Raw genomic sequence first — 18,156 nt, 5'->3', positions numbered from 1 at the left:
CGCTTGCTGGACGATGCCGCAGCGGAGTATGCTGCGGCGTAAAGCCGGGAGCGCCTGAGCGCGCGGGCGCAGATCTCAGGAGACCGGAAAAATCACATCAGGCTGCGGTTCGTGGCGGATGTTCATCTTCGGGCAGACCTCGCGTTCGCTAACCCCCAGGCGTTGTTCCACATGGACGGGTAGCAGCGGCGCCGCCGATCGCCCTCCGCGGGCATAGAGGTCGCTTGCCACGGTGTCTTCACACAGCGATCTGGATTGCCGGATGTGCCTGCTTCCCCCTGCGTCGTCCTCCGTGCGACTTCCATTGTCCTGGAACGTTTCGCCGCTCACGCGGAGCAAGTGTCTTACAGGTAACGGCGCGCCCGGTGGACTCGCCACTGCGGGCACAGCCGACCACACGCCGACGAGAACCGCGACGCGTGCCGGCAACGATTTTCTTCTGGCGACACCCGCGCGAGTCTTTCTGTCGCGACGCGCGCAGCGCAGGACCTCCATGGGTTTCATGATTCAGCTCACGAGTTCCGGTCCGGACTGGACGCGTGCGTCGGTTGAACACCGCCCAGTTCTGTCCGGGAAGCATTGCGAAATTTCTGCCCGTGGCATCGCCCGACCCGACCGCGCGACAGGGCCTCGGTCGCGTTACGACAGGCTAGCTGGCTGCGATGCGGTGGGCACCGATTGCGTACCCCGGGCGGCTGGGAACGAGCCGCGATGGCAGCGCCCTCACGGATATTCCGATGCCGCAGGAACGCACGCGAAACCATAGCGGGCCGCCCCGCATTTATCTGCTGTTTGCAGCAGATTGCGGGCAGGCACGCCGCGCTTGCGACACATGCGGGTGGACGAACGACGTCCATAGGGGCGCGAAGGAAGATGGCTCATCGTCTTCTCCTTCGACCACAGCAGGCAGAGAACGGGCTGCGCGCTCCGTTTCGACTGCCGCGCTGCGGGCAAACCGGAATACGGTATGCGGCCATCCGTCTGGCGCATACTGCCGGAACTGCCTGTAACTTAGTTTCCTCCGCCGAAATTTTCAAGTGCCGCGCGCCCCCCCGCAGCACAGCGTCGTCCATCGTACCAGGCCCTCCCCGCGGGCCGAACACCTACACGGTCACGGCATGACGCTCAAGCGTCCTGCGCGCGGCGTGACGCCTCCGCAGCGCGCCGCATCGCCCGTGCAAGTTCAGCCAGCCGGTAGGGCTTGGCAATGAAGACAAAGTCGTCAAGTTCGCCGTCGCCATGGCGCGAGGGGCTGATATGCCCGGATGCCACGACCACCCGAAGCCCGCTTCGCATGTGTCGTGCGCGCCGGGCCAGCTCGAGCCCGTCCATTGCTCCGGACATCACTACGTCGGTGAAGAGGAAGTCGATCTCGCTGTCCCGCTCCAGGCGGGAAATCGCCTCGGCTGCTGTGCTGGCCGTCACGACTGCATATCCGATGCTGCGAAACAGCTCGGCGGTCGCCTCGAGGACCTCGCTTTCATCGTCGACGACAAGGACCGTTTCGGCCACGTCCGTGGCCGGAAGCCGGGCGGCCGTTGCTGCTGGATGCTCGACCGCTGGCAGGTAAAGACTGACCGTCGTTCCTCTGCCTGGCTCGCTCGCGATGTCCACCGCGCCGCCCGACTGGGAAATGAAGCCGTATACCTGGCTTAGCCCCAGTCCGGTTCCCTTGCCCGGCTCCTTGGTCGTGAAAAAAGGCTCCGTTGCACGGGCAATGATCTCCGGGGACATGCCGCAGCCCGTATCGGTCACCTGAACGCGCAGGTAGCGACCAGCCCGAAGCGATGGCACGTCGCCATCGCGAAGTTCGGCGCTGCCGGTACGGATGTCGATCTGGCCACTTCCAGCGATGGCGTCGCGTGCGTTGACCACGAGGTTCAGCAGGGCGGCCTCAAAGCGCACGACATCGACGTTCACGAGGCTGTCGCCGCTGGACGCCCGTATCTCCAGGCTCATTGACGACGGCACGGCCCGCCGGAGCATCGATTCGAAGCCTTCGATGACTTCATCGAGCTGGCAGGTCTCCGGTTTCAGGGGCTGCTGGCGCGCGAACGACAGCAGCTGCTGCGTGAGCGTTGAACCACGGGTTACCGCCCGACGCATGGCATCCTGCATCCGGGCGGCGACATGCGGCGGCGGTTGCGTGCCCAGGACGTCCAGGCTGCTCGAAATGACCGCGAGCAGGTTGTTGAAGTCGTGCGCAATGCCACCCGTCAGTTGCCCGATCGCCTCCATTTTCTGCGCCTGGAAAAGCTGCGCATTTGCGCGCTCAAGAGCCGCTGCTGCTTCGCGCCGTTCGGTTACGTCACGCGTAACCTTGGCGAAGCCCAGAAGGTGACCGTCGGAATCCCGGATTGCATCCACAACCACATGCGCCCAGAACCGCGTGCCGTCCCGGCGCACACGCCACCCCTCGTGTTCGGACCGGCCTTCGGTCGAGGCGCGGATGAGCGTGGCCGCCGGCATCCCTTTTTCCCGGTCCTCTTCGGTGTAAAAGCAGCCGAAATGCCTGCCGACGATCTCCTGCTCGGTGTAACCCTTGATGCGCTGCGCGCCCGGGTTCCAGTTCGTCACGATGCCCTCGGGCGAGAGCATGAAAATCGCGTAGTCGGTGACGCCCTGTACCAGCAGGCGGAAAGAGCGTTCGCTTTCGAGCAGGGCTTCCTGCGCCGCCTTGCGCTCCGAGATGTCGCGGGTGATCTTGACGAATCCCACGTGCTCGCCAGCCTCATCGAAGATCGGGTCGAGCACGACACTTGCCCAGAAGCATGAACCGTCCTTGCGCACGCGCCAGGCTTCCGTCTCGAACTTGCCGTCGGCAAGTGCCGTGCGCAGCGCGCGTGCGGGCAGCCCCGATGCCTGATCTTCGGGAGTATAGAAAACTGAAAAGTGACGGCCGATGATCTCGTCCGCCCGGTAGCCCTTGAAACGTTCGGCACCGGCATTCCAGCTGCTAACGAAGCCCTGCCGGTCAAGAAAGTAGATGGCGTAGTCGCGTACCCCACTGATCATGAGCTCGAACCGGCGTTCGGGACTGAGACCATCAGCGGAAGGTCGGGAAAACATTCCTGGATCCTCCGTGGAACTTTGGGAAAAGTCACGTGACAGGACGCGCGTCGTCACGTGGCATGCGCGCTGCATAGGGAAATGATAGACAGGTTTTTCCGACCTCCCCAGCAAAATGGAAAACTCAAATCGGGACAATATAAACCCAATCTCTGGCGACAGCCGGGTTTGCCGCTTGACGGAAAGGACCGTGGCGACCCATGGCGCCCCACGCATTGTCGTCGTCGACGACACCGCTCCCGGCGCCGACGCCGTATGCGCCGCTCTTGCCGATGCCGGCTACCGTCCGCAGGCAGCTTACAGCGGCGAGGACGCGCTCGCCTGGTGTGAACGGTTTGCCGCTCATCTTGTCCTGCTCGATATCGAGATGCCGGAGATCGACGGCTTTGAGACGGCCCGGGCACTGCGGTCGCGGGAGGCAACCCGCGAAACGGTCATCATCGCGTGCACCGCGCTGCCACTGGAGCGGGTGGCCGCGAACTCCCGTCGGGGGGAGTTCGACGGCTACTGTCGCAAGGGAGCTGATTTCCGCCTGATCTGCCAGCTGGTTGAGGCGTTCGCCCGCGGTCGAGGTCGCGGGTGACTCGGAAGACAGAAAGCGCCGGGTCCCACTATCTGAAAAAACCTGGTTGCAATCAGCCGGCAGACGCCTACACTGCCCTGTGCGGCGTTCGCATTGTGTTTTGCCTGCCACTGCACCTGACGGAGTGAGACATGCGATTGACCATCCTGATCAATGGCCCGGACCCAAGCATCAATCATGACTTCGCGCTCGTATGGCTCGATACAGAGGAACACCGCTGGTCACGCGAGTCGCACGAGGGCGTAGAACTGCCGTCCTGGGGCGAGATCCGTGAATCGGGCGGCCAGACCGCCCTTTGCGCTCCCGGCGGCGACACGCCGCTTTGTACGATCCAGGGACTTTGCCTGACACCCCGGCAACAAATCGGTGCCGCACAGGGACAGGCAACGTGGTCGTCGAGCCGGTCACCCACACCTGTGTCGGGTTACTGGCGTCTTCAGGCGGTCGATCGCGGGCCGGTCCGCGCTGCCGACGCCCTCTTTGCCGGACACCACGATCCGCGTGCGCGTCGGCATTGACCCGGCAGTGGCTTTTTCCCGGGGGTCAACCGCGCAGCGAACGTGCCGGGCGGCACCTTTCCCGCACCGACGCAGAATCGCGCAGTGCGATGGTTGCTTCGCGGCCGAGCAGAAGAGTGATGATTTCGCGTGCCGGCATGCTGGTCATGAGCATGGCCACTTTTCCGGGGGCAACAACCGGCGGCTCCGCAATATTTGATTGCTCGGTCAGCTAACGCGCTTACCTCGATGAGCCCCGGCGTGTGCTGCCTCGGCTGCCGACCGTGGGACTATGAATGTCCGTGCCTGATTTCCCGGCCGGCGTAGACGGCCAGAAAGGTGCCGACAAGCATTGCAGCCATCGCGAGCGATTCGTCAAGGGAATCGCCGGGTTCTGATGACTCCGCATAGATCCAGATGCCGATTCCGGCCACCATCAGGAACATCCCCAAAATCAACCCCCAAACCGGCCCGGCCGAATCGGACTGCAATCTGTGAGACATTTTCATAGCACTACCCCGCGACACACTGGCTGTCTACTGCGCACTTCATGAGGCTCACAACCGGATACACCACATCGCGCATACGACCGTTGGGATTTCCCGCCACTGCTGTAGGCTTCTCAATCATCCAGGGCCTCGCGCTCAAGCCGGTCGCGCGAAATGTGACGGACATCCTTACCCTTGACAACATAGATGACGAGTTCCGCCAGGTTCTTCGCATGGTCACCGATCCGCTCGATGGCCGACGCGATGGACACGTAGTCGAGCGCGGAAGAGATGACGCGGGGATTCTCCGCCATGAATGTTGGCAGCTTGCGCACGAATGCGCGGTACTGTTCATCGATCGCCTCATCCTCGCGCATGATCCGGGCTGCCTCAACCGTATCGAGCCGCGCGAATGCAGCAAGCGCGTGGTGGAAGATGGTTGCTGCCATCTGGCCGGATGACCGGATTTCCGCGATATTCATGTTCCTGCCCGCAGCATCATTCGCGATCCGGCTTGTCCTCTTTGCGATCTTGCGCGCTTCATCGCCTGCGCGCTCGAGATTGCTGATCCCCTTGGAGAAGGCCAACAGTCGACGCAGATCGGATGCGATGGGCTGGCGCCGCGCAATGATGTTGCTGCACTCGGCATCGATCTCCACTTCCATCGCATTGAGTCGATGCTCCTCATCAACCACCTTCTCCACCAGACCCATGTCGAAGCGGCTGAGCGCCTCCATCGCATTGGTCAATTGAGACTCAACCAGCCCACCCATCTCGAAAAATCTCGACGACAGGTGTTCCAGGTCGGCATCGAACTGGCTGGAAATGTGTATGCCTGGCATAGAAAACTCCCTCTTACCAGAAAGACGATAAACTGTTTGTACGGTTTGTCAAACCTGAAAGTATCATGAAGCCACCGGCTACCAGAAACAAAAGCGTCAAGCGCGCGGATGTCTGCCCGAATGAACGTGCCAACGAGGCAGTGGCCGACGGAAAGCCAGTCCAAACTGCGCAAACTCCACCTGTGGCGGCCAAGCCACAGACCCGGAAGGCATTGCCCGTTGAAGCGCCTTCTGCGCACGCGGCCCGGCACCACAAGGACCATGTCAAACAGGAAAAAGTCGTGCGCGACACCTTCACGATGCCCAGGGAGGACTACGAACAGCTCGCGGTACTGAAGCAGCGGTGCCTCGATGCTGGCCTTGCCGTGAAGAAGAGCGAGCTCGTCCGTGCGGGGCTGCTTCTGCTGGCATCGGCGTCGACGAAACATCTTCTTGGGGCCGTCAAGGCGCTCGAACCGGTCAAGACCGGCCGGCCACCGAAATCGAAGTAAGCCGCGCTCGCGGCCAAACAGGAGGCACCCCTATGCTGGGTCTCGTGTGCCCCCTGCCTGCCTGCGAAGGAATCGATCCCCAGGCCGGACGCAAGCCCCGCTGTACGGGAATTAGACTTCCCCGAAACCACCGCCCCCCGGGGTTTCCACCACGAACACATCTCCCGCCTCCATCTCGACGCTCGCAATATGACCTAAAGCGACGATCTGACCATTCGCGCGCTCGACGCGATTGCTGCCGCGTTTTCCCGCCCGTCCGCCACCCCCGCCGAAAGGCGCATGAATGCGGTTATTCGACAGAATCGATGCGGTCATCGACGTGAGAAAGCGAATGCGCCGGATCGCACCGTTACCTCCGTGCCAGCGTCCCGCGCCACCCGATTCCGCACGGATCATATGCGATTCGAGCCTCACCGGGTAGCGCCATTCGAGCACCTCGGGATCGGTCAGGCGCGAGTTGGTCATGTGTGTCTGCACAGCATCGACACCGCTGAAACCGTTGCCCGCGCCGCTGCCGCCCGCAATCGTTTCGTAGTACTGGTAGCGGGCATCGCCGAAGGTGAAATTGTTCATCGTCCCCTGGCTCGATGCCACGATACCGAGCGCGCCATACAGCGCATTGGTGATTGCGGACGACGTCTCCACGTTACCCGATACCACCGCCGCCGGATACACCGGATTGAGCATCGAGCGTTCGGGAACGATTACCGACAGCGGCCTGAGGCAACCTGCGTTGAGCGGGATATCGTCGCCAACGAGCGTGCGGAACACATAGAGCACCGCCGCCATGCAGACCGCCTTCGGCGCGTTAAAATTGTTGGGTAACTGCGCAGACGTGCCGCTGAAGTCGACCGTGGCGCTGCGCGTCGCGGCATCGACGCGAATCGCGACCTCGATCACCGCGCCGTTGTCGAGTTCGTACCGATAGCTGCCGTCCTTGAGCGCGCCGATCACGCGGCGTACCGCTTCCTCCGCGTTGTCCTGCACGTGGCCCATGAACGCGAGCACCACGTCGCGGCCGAATTGCGCGACCATGCGACGCAACTCGTCCACGCCTTTCTGGTTCGCTGCGATCTGCGCGCGCAGATCGGCCATGTTCTGCGCGATGTTGCGCGCGGGATAGCGACCCGACGCAAGCAGCGCGCGCGTTTCGGCATCGCGCAGCACGGCTACCGAGACGAGCTGCCAGTTGTCGATCAGCACGCCTTCTTCTTCGATATGCGTGGAGGCCGCCGGCATCGAGCCCGGCGTAATGCCGCCGATATCCGCATGATGACCGCGCGAGCCCACATAAAACAGCGGTTCGGCCGAACCGTCGGCGAACACGGGCGTGATGACGGTCACATCGGGCAAGTGCGTGCCGCCGTGATACGGGTCATTCAGCATGAACACGTCGCCCTCGCGCATCGCGCCGCGATTGCGCTCGATCACCGTCTTGATGCTCTCGCCCATCGAGCCGAGATGCACCGGCATGTGCGGCGCGTTGGCGATCAGGTTACCTGCGTCGTCAAAGATCGCGCACGAGAAGTCGAGACGCTCCTTGATGTTGACCGAATATGCCGTGTTCTGCAGGCGCAAACCCATCTGCTCGGCAATCGACAAAAACAGGTTGTTGAAGATTTCGAGGCGCACGGGGTCGGCCTCGGTGCCGATCGAGCGGCGACTGGGCAGCGGTTGTACACGCGTCATCACCACATTGCCCTGTGTGGTCAGAACGGCTTGCCAGCCCGGCTCGACCACGGTGGTGCCGTTCTTTTCAGCGATGATCGCCGGGCCATCGAGCGTATCGCCGGCGCACAGCCTGTCGCGCTGGTAGAGCGACGCGTCGTGCCACGCGCCACCGGAATACATGCGTACGACCGTCTGCGCACGAAGCGCCTCGTCTGCCGCGCGCGGCGCCAGGTTGCCCGCATCGACGGGCGCATCGGAATGACCAATGGCTTCGACGGACGCAAGTTCCGCGATGAGCGGCGTATCCGCCATGAGGAACGCGTAGCGTTGGCGATAGGCCGCTTCGAACGCGGTGCGCATTGCGTCGACGCTGCCCGCGGGCACGGCAAGCGACGAATCGGTGCCTTGATAACGCAGATGCACACGCCGCTCGGTCGTGATGCGCGCCGCATCGACGCCCTGTTCGAGCAGGGCGCGGGTTGCGTCGTCCGCGAGGGTATCGAGTGTGGCTTCGAGCGTTGGCAGCGAGGCTGCGTCGAGCGTGATTTCCAGCGCCCGTTCGCGCATGACGGTCTGATCCGCGAGACCCATGCCGTACGCGGAGAGCACGCCTGCGAGCGGATGCGCGAACACGCGCGTCATGCCGAGCGCGTCTGCCACCCCGCATGCATGCTGACCGCCTGCGCCGCCGAACGTCGTCAGCACGTACTGCGAGACGTCGTGGCCGCGCTGCACGGAAATTTTCTTGATCGCGTTCGCCATGCTGCCGATGGCGATCTCCAGATAGCCTTCCGCGAGTTCTTCGGGCGTGCGGCGCAGTCCATTCGCCGCGAAGATTTCGTCGGCGAGCGCCTGAAAGCGTTGCGCGACGACATCGCGATCCAGCGGCTCGTTCGCTTGCGGACCGAACACGCACGGAAAATAGTCCGGCTGGATCTTGCCGAGCATCACGTTGCAGTCGGTGACTGCGAGCGGGCCGCCGCGTCGGTACGCGGCGGGGCCGGGATTCGCGCCTGCTGAGTCGGGGCCGACACGAAGCCGCGCACCGTCGAAGCCGAGCACCGAGCCGCCGCCAGCCGCTACCGTGTGAATGCTCATCATCGGCGCGCGCATGCGCACGCCTGCTACCTGTGTTTCGAACACGCGCTCGAACTCGCCGTTGAAGTGCGAGACGTCCGTCGACGTGCCGCCCATGTCGAAGCCGATCACGCGCTCGAAGCCCGCCACCTGCGCCGCGCGCACCATCCCGACGATGCCGCCCGCCGGACCGGAAAGGATCGCGTCCTTGCCCTGGAACACATCGGCGCGTGTCAGTCCGCCGCTACTCTGCATGAACTGCAGGTTCACGCCGGGCATTTCGTGCGCGACCTGATCGACGTAACGGCGCAGGATCGGCGACAGATACGCGTCCACGACGGTCGTATCACCGCGCGAGACCATTTTCATCAGCGGCGAAACTTCGTGCGACACGGAGATCTGCGTGAAGCCGATACGCCGTGCCAGGTCTGCCAGTTCACGTTCATGCGACGTGTGGCGATAGCCGTGAATCAGCACGATGGCGAGCGCGCGAATGCCCGCGTCGTAAACCTCGTGCAGTGCGCGTTGCGCCGCAACGCGATCGAGCGGCGCGACGACTTCGCCTTGCGCGCTTACGCGTTCGTCGATTTCGACTACGCGCTCATAGAGCGCTTCCGGTAACGCGATGTCGAGATCGAAGAGGCGCGGGCGGTTCTGATACGCGATTCGCAACACATCGCGAAAGCCGCGTGTGGTGACGAGCGCAACCGGTTCGCCCTTGCGTTCAAGCAACGCATTAGTCGCGACCGTTGTACCCATCTTGACCATTTCGACGTCGTGCGGGGTGATCGCTTCGCCGGCCTGCAATCCAAGCAGATGACGAATCCCTGCGACGGCCGCATCGCGATACTGCTCAGGGTTTTCAGAAAGCAGCTTGTGCGTGGTGAGCGTGCCGTCCGGGCGGAGCGCGACGATATCGGTGAACGTGCCTCCGCGGTCGATCCAGAACTGCCAGCGGGACGGTGTGCAAGAATCGGAGCTGTGATCGTGCTTCATGGTTTCGAGGTCTTTGACGCGAAATGTGTAAGAGATGCGAGAGAGGCTAATCAGGCCGATTCGAGTTCGCGGCCGCGCGTTTCGGGCAATGTGAGCGCGGCGACGATCAGCACGCCGTATGCAGCCACCGCGAATATCCCGATGCTCGTGCCAAGGCCAAACCGGCTCGACAGTGCGCCGATCAGCACGGGGAACAGCGCCCCGATCGCGCGGCCGACGTTGTAGCAAAAGCCCTGGCCCGAGCCGCGTACGCGGGTCGGAAAGAGTTCGGTGAGGAATGCGCCCATGCCGGAGAAAATGCCCGACGCAAAGAAGCCAAGCGGAAAGCCGAGCCACAGCATCGACGCATTCGTGAGGGGCAACGAGGTGTACGCGAAAGCAATCGCCATCGAGCCGAGCGCGAACAGGATGAAATTCGGCTTGCGGCCGATGCGGTCCGTGAGCCACGCACTGCATAGATAACCCGCATACGAACCGGCAATGATCATCGCGAGATAGCCGCCGGTGCCCAGCACCGTGAGATGACGATCGGTCTTGAGGAACGTCGGCAGCCATGTCGTGATCGCGTAGTAGCCGCCCTGTGCGCCGGTGGTGAGGAGTGCGGCGCGCAGCGTCGTCGAAAGCAGCCCGGGCGCGAAGATTTCGGTGAAGCGCGGTGCGTCCTGCTGCGCAACCCTGGCTTGCTCGAACACTTCGGGTTCTTTCACGTATCGGCGAATGAAGAGCACGAGGAGCGCCGGCACGAGCCCGATCAGGAACAACGCGCGCCACGCGATTTCAGGCGCCATCACGGAGAACAGCACGGCATAGAGCAGCGCGGCCATGCCCCAGCCGAGCGCCCAGCCGGATTGCACGAGACCGACCGCCTTGCCGCGATCGCGTGCGCGGATCACTTCGCCGATCAGCACGGCGCCCGCCGTCCATTCGCCGCCGAAGCCGAAGCCCATGAGCGCGCGAGCGGCGAGCAGCTGGCCGTAGTTTTGCGCGAGACCGCACAACGCGGTGAACACCGCGAACCACAGCACGGTGAGTTGCAACGTGCGTACGCGGCCGATACGATCGGATAGTATCCCCGCGATCCAGCCCCCAAGCGCGGACGAAAGCAGCGTCATAGTGCCGATGAAGCCGGCGTCGGCAAGCGAGATGCCCCACGTGGCCACGAGCGTCGGAATGACGAAGGACAGCATCTGCGTGTCCATGCCGTCAAGCATATAGCCGACCTTGCAGCTCCAGAACGCCCGGCGTGCGTGCGCACCGGCTTCCGCGTACCAGGAAAGCTGCGGGCTGTCTGCCGTTGGCTTCATGTCTGTGGCATCGTCGACGCTTGCCGTGAGTGTCTTGCTGTCCATCTGCTGCTCCTGTGGATAGACGCATGAGTAACGAGCGAAGCCACGCAAGAGCGTAGGGATGCGTCATTCCCTTCGGGCCGGTCGGCCGGATGGCTTCGGGATGCTGTGATTGGGTTGTGGCTCGGCGGCGCGGTGTCAGGCCACGCGCCCCGAAGGAACGGTCAGAAGATGGCCAGCGATGCGTTGGTAATGTCCGTCATCAGCATATGTCCCGGCGCGTGGGCGATGGCGAGCGGTAGCTTCGCGGCCATCAACGCGGTTTGCGGCGTCACACCGCACGCCCAGTAGACCGGCAGTTCGCCCGGGTGGATCGTCACCGCATCGCCGAACTCGGGGCGCGTGAGATCGGCGATACCGAGTTCCGCCGGATCGCCGATATGCACGGGTGCGCCATGTACGCCTGGAAAACGGCTCGTGATCTGCACGGCGCGGACTGCGTCGGCGCCGCGTAGTGGGCGCATCGACACGACGAGTTCGCCGCCAAACACACCGGCGCGCTGGTTCGGAATGTCCGTGCGATACATCGGCACGTTTCGGCCTTCTTCGACGTGGCGCAGTCCGATGCCCTCCTTCGCGAGCATGTGTTCGAACGAGAACGAGCAGCCGATTGCGAACACGACGAAATCGGCCTGCCAGTGCGCTTCGATCGATTCGACGCATTCGCTCAACTCGCCATCGCGGTAGACGTTGTAGGCCGGAACATCGGTGCGGATATCGATGTCGCGCCCAAGCACCGGCACGCGAAAGTCGCCGGGCTCACCCACGCCGAGCAGCGGACACGGCTTCGGATTCGCATGACAGAAGCGCAGGAAATCGTGCGCGTACGCGGCCGGCAGGATCGCAAGATTGGCTTGCGCGTAGTCGCCGCAATGGCCGGCGGTCGGGCCGCGGAAGTCGCGATGTCGTACGGCTCTGCGGAATTCGAATGGCGTCATGGTGTCAGCGTGCTCGTGGGGGTTGCTCTGGTTCGTCTTTGTCGTCGTCTGCGCACAGGTGAGATGCGCGAAGCGATGTGTGTGCGCTCAGACACAGCATAGAAAAGAAGAAAATATGACGCCAACTAGTTTTATTTGCGACAAGTGGATAGAATTTCTTAACGGAATCGCGGGTTTTCCCGAACCACCATGAGTTTTTTGGAGCAATTGTCCCCGTCGCTTTTGCCACCTCCGCCTATGAACACGCGCTTTCTCGAAACCTTCGTCACGCTGGCGAAGCTGCGCAGTTTTCGCACCACGGCGACGGCTTTGCACGCCACGCCCGCGGCGATCTCGCAGCGTCTGAAAGCGTTGGAAGACGAATTGCAGACCACGCTCGTCGATCGCGAGAGCCGTGATTTACGGCTCACGGCGAACGGCGAATATCTGCTGGGCTATGCGAAGGCCGTGGTGGAAGCGACGCGCCAGTTGCAGGCCGCCGCGTCGCATGAAGGCGCGATGCGCGGCAAGCTGCGGCTCGGCGTGATCGAGACGGTCGTGCATAGCTGGCTCGCCGATTACATGCGGCGTCTCGCGGACGACTTCCCTCAACTCGAAGTCGAGCTGACAGTGGACATGAGCGTTGTTTTGCAGCGGCGGCTGATGGCGGGCGAACTCGATCTCATCATCCGCGTCGAAGGCAGCGACGAGGAATCCGTGGTGTGCGACGCGCTTGCGAACTATCCGGTGCACTGGATCGCGCGCGCGGGTCTGTTGCCGCTTTCGCGCAGCGGGCTCGCGAAACGCGTACTGCGTCATCCGATCCTGACGTTCGGGCGCGGAACGGCGCCGCATCGTGCGCTGGAGGACATCGTCGGCAAGCTGGCGCTCGCCAATGGCGTGCCGCTCGCGGATACGCGCATCACAGGCTCGCCGTCGATTTCGGTGATCGTGCAACTCGTGCGCGATGGATTTGGCGTGGCGGCGATTCCGCGTCTATTTGTCGACGATCTGATCGCCCGCGGCGAGGTGGTGGAGTTGCCGTTGCAGCCCTCGCCGCCGTCCATCGTGGTGTCGATGTCACGCCGCGCGGATGCGCCGCTGCTCGTACACGGCGCGGCGAACGCGGCGCGTGCGGCATGTCATAGGTATTGCGAGTTGGGAGATCGGCGCTTGATTGAACGCTTGTAAAGCCGGGGCGTTGCCGAGATCCGTTGAGGATATGCGATGGTACGACCCTGCGGATCAGTGCGTCAAATACGGCGCCATGCGCCAACGAGCGCCGCTCGCCATCGCAGAATTAGTGTCGTTCATACGACCGCTTCGGGTCCGTTTGGTGCATTCGCCGACGGCCCGGTGGCGTCCGGATGCCCCCGTTCGCCACAGGCAGAACCCGGCCAACGTCGGCCCTTCAAGATCGCCCAATGGACGTCCGTTGACGGCCAGCAATCTGCCGTTGAACGGACTCTCCTTTCCAATGCGTGGCCCACGGCCGTTAAGCTGTTAGTTTTGTACCCTTTCCTCGGATCGCAGCGTTAACACCTGTACGCCGTTTTGGGTCACGGCCACGGTGTGCTCAAACTGCGCCGACAGTTGCCCATCGCGCGTGACCACCGTCCAACCGTCTTCTTCGGTTCGAACAGAATGTCGCCCTTGGTTGATCATGGGTTCGATGGTGAACACCATGCCCTCGCGCAACAACAAACCCGTCTGCGGCTTTCCCCAATGCAGCACTTGTGGGTCCTCGTGCATTTCACGCCCGATGCCATGTCCGCAATATTCCCGCACGACCGAATAGCCATTTTTACGCGCGTGCCGCTCAATGGCATGGCCTACGTCGCCAAGTCTGGCGCCGGGGCGAACGGCCTTGATCCCTTTCCACATCGCCTCATAGGTCACTTGCACGAGCCGTTTAGCCAGTGGAGACACCTCTCCCACAAGATAGGTCTTACTGGAATCAGCGATGTAGCCATTCTTCTCTAGCGTAATGTCGAAATTGACGATGTCCCCGCTTTGCAGGATGTCTGCTGTGGACGGAACACCGTGACAAACAACATTGTTGCGTGAAGAGTTGAGCGCATAGGCATAGCCGTACTGTCCTTTGCTTGCCGGGCGTGCCTTGAGTTCGTTGACGATGAGCTCATCGATCAGATCGTTGACCTGCATGGTAGACATGCCGATCAAGCTCATTTGATCCAGATAGGCGAACACGTCCGCCAGCAACTGGCCCGACTCGGCCATCAATGCGATTTCTTCGGGTCGCTTGGTCATGTCAAGGCCACCTTGACGGCTTGCGCGACGACGCCTGCGGCTCTCAGTTCACGGGTGGCTATGTCATTGAAACTCAGCGTCGGATTCATTTCGCACAACATGCCGACCTTGATCCAGAAGGCCGCTTGCGCGTTGATCGACCGACAGGACACGGCGCTTGCCTTACGTATCTGATCATGCAGGTCGTCGTCGATATTCACAATGCCCATGTCAACCCTCCATATATGAAACATAAATAAATCATATATTCAGTCGACTGACAAGGCAAGCGCTTTACGACAGCGGATACGCCGGTTTGTGGATATCAGTTGCAAAAGTTGAGTCGACGTATGCGGGTCGAGCGCGCGGGCGTGCCCGCTGTGGAGCTCCAAGCAGACGTCCTCGCTCATGGCAGATGAGGTCCGCCTGGGGTCGGTTATGCCTGTTGCATGAGGGCGTGGGCCGTGGGCGACCGGCGTGCCTGGTCGTGGGGCGCAGTGCGGCCATGAGCCACCGTTCAGATACACCGATGCTCGGACGTTCATACGTCGGCTCCGGCCAGGAAGCGGCCCGTCGTTTCACAGCGTTGATGTTGTGTCGTCAGCCCTCAGACGTGGCCGTAAAATCCTGAGCTTTGTGGACGGCGTGATTTCCGAAGGCGCGGAATGGTCACTCGCAGCAAGTCGCAATCACCGAATTTCCGGATCGTATGGAAACTGGCATGACCTCATCGAACCCGGCCCGAAGGGGCACCGCGCCTGAAGTTCTTGCGGTCTTTCTCAGGCTGGGGGTGACTTGTTTCGGCGGCCCCATAGCTCACCTTGGCTACTTCCGCAGAGAATTCGTCGAGCGTCGTCGATGGCTTGATGACGAGACGTTTACAGACTTGGTCGGCCTATGCCAATTTCTTCCGGGACCAGCCAGCAGACAGGTTGGATTTTCCATCGGCCTGCTCAGGGCCGGGTGGCTCGGTGGACTTGCCGCCTGGTGCGGGTTCACGCTGCCCTCTGTCTTGCTCCTGCTCGCTTTCGCGGCAATTGCACCGAACCTGGGCGGTCCGGTCGGCGAGGGGCTGATTCATGGCCTGCAACTCGTTGCTGTCGCCGTCGTGGCTCAAGCCGTGTGGGACATGGCTCGGCGCCTGTGTCCAGATCACTGCCGCGCCTTCATCGCGCTTGTTGCGCTCGCTGTTCTCAGCGTCCTGACGACCGTGTATGCACAACTCATCGTGATCGCCCTCGGTGCGGCACTCGGCTTCGTACTTTGCCAGACCACCGCATCGGCGAACACGGTCGGCATACAACAACATCCTCATGGATTCCGCGTCTCTCGTACGGCAGGAGGTATCGCGCTGATGCTGTTCTGCGTGCTGCTCTTTGGGCTTCCAGTACTGTCGCAGTTGGGCGCCGGCCATGCGATCAGCGTTTTCGAAGGCTTTTATCGATCCGGTGCGCTCGTCTTCGGTGGCGGTCACGTAGTACTGCCGCTCTTGCAGCAGCAAACGGTCGCAACGGGCTGGGTATCGTCGAATGATTTTCTCGCTGGTTATGGCGCCGCCCAGGCTGTGCCGGGCCCCCTCTTCACATTCGCCGCCTTTCTAGGCTGGATTATGGCGGAGACACCGAATCACTGGGCTGGGGCACTGCTGGCCACCGCAGGCATCTTTCTGCCAGGGCTGCTGCTCGTTCTTGCCGCGCTACCGTACAAGCACTACGAGCCCGCCCGTCAATGGCGGCTGTCCATTCGGGTGTAAACGCTGCGGTCGTCGGACTGCTGGCAACAGCATTTTATTCGCCCGTGTGGACCAGCGCTGTCCACTCCGAGATCGACTTTGCCATCGCAACGATTGGCTTTTTCCTGTTGACGCGCTGGAAGATTCCGCCGCTTGTAGTCGTCGTGATCTGTGCGCTGGCTGGAGTTACGGAAGCCGTACTGAAGTGACCCGCCTGAATCTCCGCGTTCGCAGATCAACCGCAGGCCCCAACGACAGCACAGATGACCCTTGTCCGCGGCGGATTCAACCGTTCGATGCAACGATTTGGTTAAATCGCTCAGCCGGCGTGTCGAAGTTTAGTGTTTTTCGGGGACGTTCGTTGAGCCGCCTGGCTACGGCATTCAGCCTTGCCGCGTATTGACGCGCGGTACGAACCATCGTAGCTGTCGCCACGACTGCCGACAGAAGGCTCAATGCCGGCTTCGGCCAGACGCTCGCTATAGCGAATGCTGACGCCCAATACATGCCCATTGCCTTTGGGCTGCGCTGTCGCAAAGCACGCGTGCAACCCTCGATGGGACGGCCGGCGACGCCTACGACAACGCCATGTGCGAATCATCCTTCGGCACGCCCGAAGCGGAATTGCTGTCGCGGGAACACTTCGCGACCCATGGACAGGCTCGACGTCGGCTCTTCTGGTTCCTCGAGGGCTGGTACAACGTGCGTCGCTTACATAGCAGCATCGGCTACTGCTCACCGCTCGAATTCGAAGAGGCGCACATAAAAAACAAGTCGCCCCGACATGCAGGTTGTCCACCGCCGTGCGGCGTCATGGTCGTGATAGGCAACCGTCGCCCGCCCGTGGACAACCTGCGACTCATCGATCAATGGAGGCTAAACCGCACATCAACCGCAACTGCAAATCCGTCCGTCGAAGCGGGTCAACCTCAGTTTAATTATCCTATCTAAACAGTAGGAACGTACCCCAGCGTCGTCCCGACGTTCTCCCCGCGGTGCATAGCTGCCCTCTCGGGTGAACTCGTGAGCCCCGCAGGTCAGACAGCGAGCTTCCGGTGTCGGCCACGAGCGGCGTTCGTTAAAGCCGCTGCGCTGTCATTGGAACGACGGCTTGTCCCTTACAGCGGCCACCGTATGAACCGTGCCGTCCCGTCGGCAGGCACTGGGAGACAGCCGGATCCATGTCGGGCTTCGAAACAGCTACGTTATCCTGCTGAATGGCAACTCCTGCAATAGCGTGACGAGGCGCTGCGCAAGCGGCGACACATAGGCACCCGCACGGTACGTGATGCCCACATTCCGGCGCAAATCAAGTTGCTCCGGGCCAAGCCGCAACGCGCGCAAGCCTCGCAACGCGCCCATCGACTCGGTACCCGCCACACAGAGCATCGTCGTGCCGCGCAGCAAGTGCAGCAACGACGTGCTGCCGAAGTCCGTCTCGACGCGCAGCTTCGGACCCGCGAGACCGCGTTGCCGGAAAGCCTCGTCGACCTGCTGCCGAACCGGGATGTGCGATGAAGGCAGCAGCCAGTCCTCCGCAGCCAGATCGGCAAGTGTGAGGCTGCCTTTGCGATGCAGACGGTGGCCGTTGTCGGCGAGCACGACAAGGCTGTCGTGAAAGAGCTCGACGAACTCGCAGTCTCCGTCGTCATCGCTGAGCTGCGGCGCGACGATCAGATCCAGCTCGCCCGCGAACATCAGTTCGCCGAGATCGCGCGCGAGCCGGCGGCGCAGTCGCAGCTTCGCCGCCGGGCGCTCGATCATCAATTGACGGCACGCACCGAGCACGAGCGAGCCTGGCACGGTCGGCGAATAGCCGATCCGCAGCAGGCCCTGCTCGCCCCGCCGCAACGCTTCCATCTCCTTTAAGGCGTCCTCGTATTCGAGCGCGATGCGCCTTGCCCGCGCGAGGAAAAGTGAGCCGGCCGGCGTCGGCGTGACGCCGCTCGGGGTGCGTTCGAAGAGCGCCAACCGAGCCTGCGCCTCCACGCGCCGGATCGCCTTCGTGAGCGCTGGCTGGCTCATGCCGAGCGATTCCGCCGCCTTGCCGATGCTGCCGTGCGCCTGCACGGCCAACAGATAGTCGAGATCGCGCGTTTCCAATGATATTCCTGATGGTTATGCCTGTATTCCAATCGGGGCATTGAGGTAATGCCTCACATCTTACAGACTATGGCTAAACCATTGAGTCAGGAGA

At 62.4% G+C, this 18,156-nt stretch carries 15 protein-coding genes and 2 pseudogenes; 6 read left to right on the top strand and 11 right to left on the bottom strand.

Annotation, left to right across the window (positions count from 1 at the left end):
- Positions 1–723: 723 nt before the first annotated feature.
- Entirely contained in the window at positions 724–882 is a 159-nt protein-coding gene (locus M3I53_RS31140) for a hypothetical protein (RefSeq protein ID WP_254319663.1), read from the bottom strand.
- A 243-nt stretch (positions 883–1,125) separates the two neighbouring features.
- Positions 1,126–3,069, bottom strand: a complete 1,944-nt coding sequence (locus M3I53_RS31135) for a PAS domain-containing sensor histidine kinase (protein ID WP_254319662.1) — start codon at positions 3,067–3,069, stop codon at positions 1,126–1,128.
- A 190-nt stretch (positions 3,070–3,259) separates the two neighbouring features.
- Between M3I53_RS31135 and M3I53_RS31130 the strand changes: the two genes are divergently transcribed.
- Together M3I53_RS31130 and M3I53_RS31125 are read left to right on the top strand one after the other, a co-directional pair.
- Positions 3,260–3,652: a response regulator gene (locus tag M3I53_RS31130; protein ID WP_254319661.1), complete on the top strand. Its 393-nt coding sequence runs from the start codon at positions 3,260–3,262 to the stop codon at positions 3,650–3,652.
- A 131-nt stretch (positions 3,653–3,783) separates the two neighbouring features.
- Positions 3,784–4,170, top strand: a complete 387-nt coding sequence (locus tag M3I53_RS31125) for a DUF3564 family protein (protein WP_254319660.1) — start codon at positions 3,784–3,786, stop codon at positions 4,168–4,170.
- Between the two features lie 25 nt (positions 4,171–4,195).
- Here M3I53_RS31125 and M3I53_RS38315 read toward each other — a convergent pair whose 3' ends face one another.
- From M3I53_RS38315 to phoU, 3 genes are all read right to left on the bottom strand, one after another.
- On the bottom strand, positions 4,196–4,324 hold the full coding sequence (locus M3I53_RS38315; RefSeq protein WP_302057905.1) for a hypothetical protein: 129 nt from the start codon (positions 4,322–4,324) through the stop codon (positions 4,196–4,198).
- Positions 4,325–4,439: 115 nt separating this feature from the next.
- Positions 4,440–4,658, bottom strand: coding sequence for a hypothetical protein (locus tag M3I53_RS31120; RefSeq protein WP_254319659.1), 219 nt, complete (start codon positions 4,656–4,658; stop codon positions 4,440–4,442).
- 113 nt (positions 4,659–4,771) lie between these two features.
- Entirely contained in the window at positions 4,772–5,479 is a 708-nt protein-coding gene (gene phoU, locus M3I53_RS31115) for a phosphate signaling complex protein PhoU (protein ID WP_254319658.1), read from the bottom strand.
- Between the two features lie 65 nt (positions 5,480–5,544).
- Between phoU and M3I53_RS31110 the strand changes: the two genes are divergently transcribed.
- On the top strand, positions 5,545–5,970 hold the full coding sequence (locus tag M3I53_RS31110; RefSeq protein ID WP_254319657.1) for a hypothetical protein: 426 nt from the start codon (positions 5,545–5,547) through the stop codon (positions 5,968–5,970).
- A gap of 111 nt (positions 5,971–6,081) precedes the next feature.
- Here the strand turns inward: M3I53_RS31110 and M3I53_RS31105 are convergent, their stop codons facing one another.
- The 3 genes and pseudogenes from M3I53_RS31105 to M3I53_RS31095 form a co-directional block, all read right to left on the bottom strand.
- Positions 6,082–9,714, bottom strand: coding sequence for a hydantoinase B/oxoprolinase family protein (locus M3I53_RS31105; protein WP_254319656.1), 3,633 nt, complete (start codon positions 9,712–9,714; stop codon positions 6,082–6,084).
- Positions 9,715–9,764: 50 nt separating this feature from the next.
- On the bottom strand, positions 9,765–11,063 hold the full coding sequence (locus M3I53_RS31100; RefSeq protein WP_254319655.1) for an MFS transporter: 1,299 nt from the start codon (positions 11,061–11,063) through the stop codon (positions 9,765–9,767).
- Between the two features lie 161 nt (positions 11,064–11,224).
- Positions 11,225–12,004 (bottom strand): annotated as a pseudogene (locus M3I53_RS31095) (putative hydro-lyase); the annotation flags it as partial.
- A gap of 231 nt (positions 12,005–12,235) precedes the next feature.
- Here M3I53_RS31095 and M3I53_RS31090 point away from each other — a divergent pair.
- Positions 12,236–13,168, top strand: a complete 933-nt coding sequence (locus M3I53_RS31090; protein ID WP_254319653.1) for a LysR family transcriptional regulator — start codon at positions 12,236–12,238, stop codon at positions 13,166–13,168.
- Between the two features lie 312 nt (positions 13,169–13,480).
- On the opposite strand, the gene map is transcribed toward M3I53_RS31090, so the two are convergent.
- Entirely contained in the window at positions 13,481–14,248 is a 768-nt protein-coding gene (gene map / locus M3I53_RS31085) for a type I methionyl aminopeptidase (RefSeq protein ID WP_254319652.1), read from the bottom strand.
- Positions 14,245–14,457: a ParD-like family protein gene (locus M3I53_RS31080; protein WP_254319651.1), complete on the bottom strand. Its 213-nt coding sequence runs from the start codon at positions 14,455–14,457 to the stop codon at positions 14,245–14,247. Before M3I53_RS31080 ends, map begins: the two co-directional genes overlap by 4 nt.
- 479 nt (positions 14,458–14,936) lie before the next feature.
- On the opposite strand from M3I53_RS31080, the pseudogene chrA reads away from it, so the two are divergent.
- Positions 14,937–16,168: pseudogene (gene chrA / locus M3I53_RS31075) on the top strand (chromate efflux transporter).
- 379 nt (positions 16,169–16,547) lie between these two features.
- Positions 16,548–16,910: an integrase core domain-containing protein gene (locus M3I53_RS38705; RefSeq protein WP_375542608.1), complete on the top strand. Its 363-nt coding sequence runs from the start codon at positions 16,548–16,550 to the stop codon at positions 16,908–16,910.
- Positions 16,911–17,159: 249 nt separating this feature from the next.
- Here the strand turns inward: M3I53_RS38705 and M3I53_RS31070 are convergent, their stop codons facing one another.
- A complete protein-coding gene (locus M3I53_RS31070) occupies positions 17,160–18,062 on the bottom strand; it encodes a LysR family transcriptional regulator (RefSeq protein WP_254319650.1) in 903 nt (300 codons plus the stop codon).
- Between the last annotated feature and the right edge of the window lie 94 nt (positions 18,063–18,156).

Source organism: Paraburkholderia sp. CNPSo 3272, from assembly GCF_024206495.1.
Lineage (GTDB): Bacteria > Pseudomonadota > Gammaproteobacteria > Burkholderiales > Burkholderiaceae > Paraburkholderia.
This window is presented reverse-complemented; position numbering and strand designations above follow the sequence as displayed.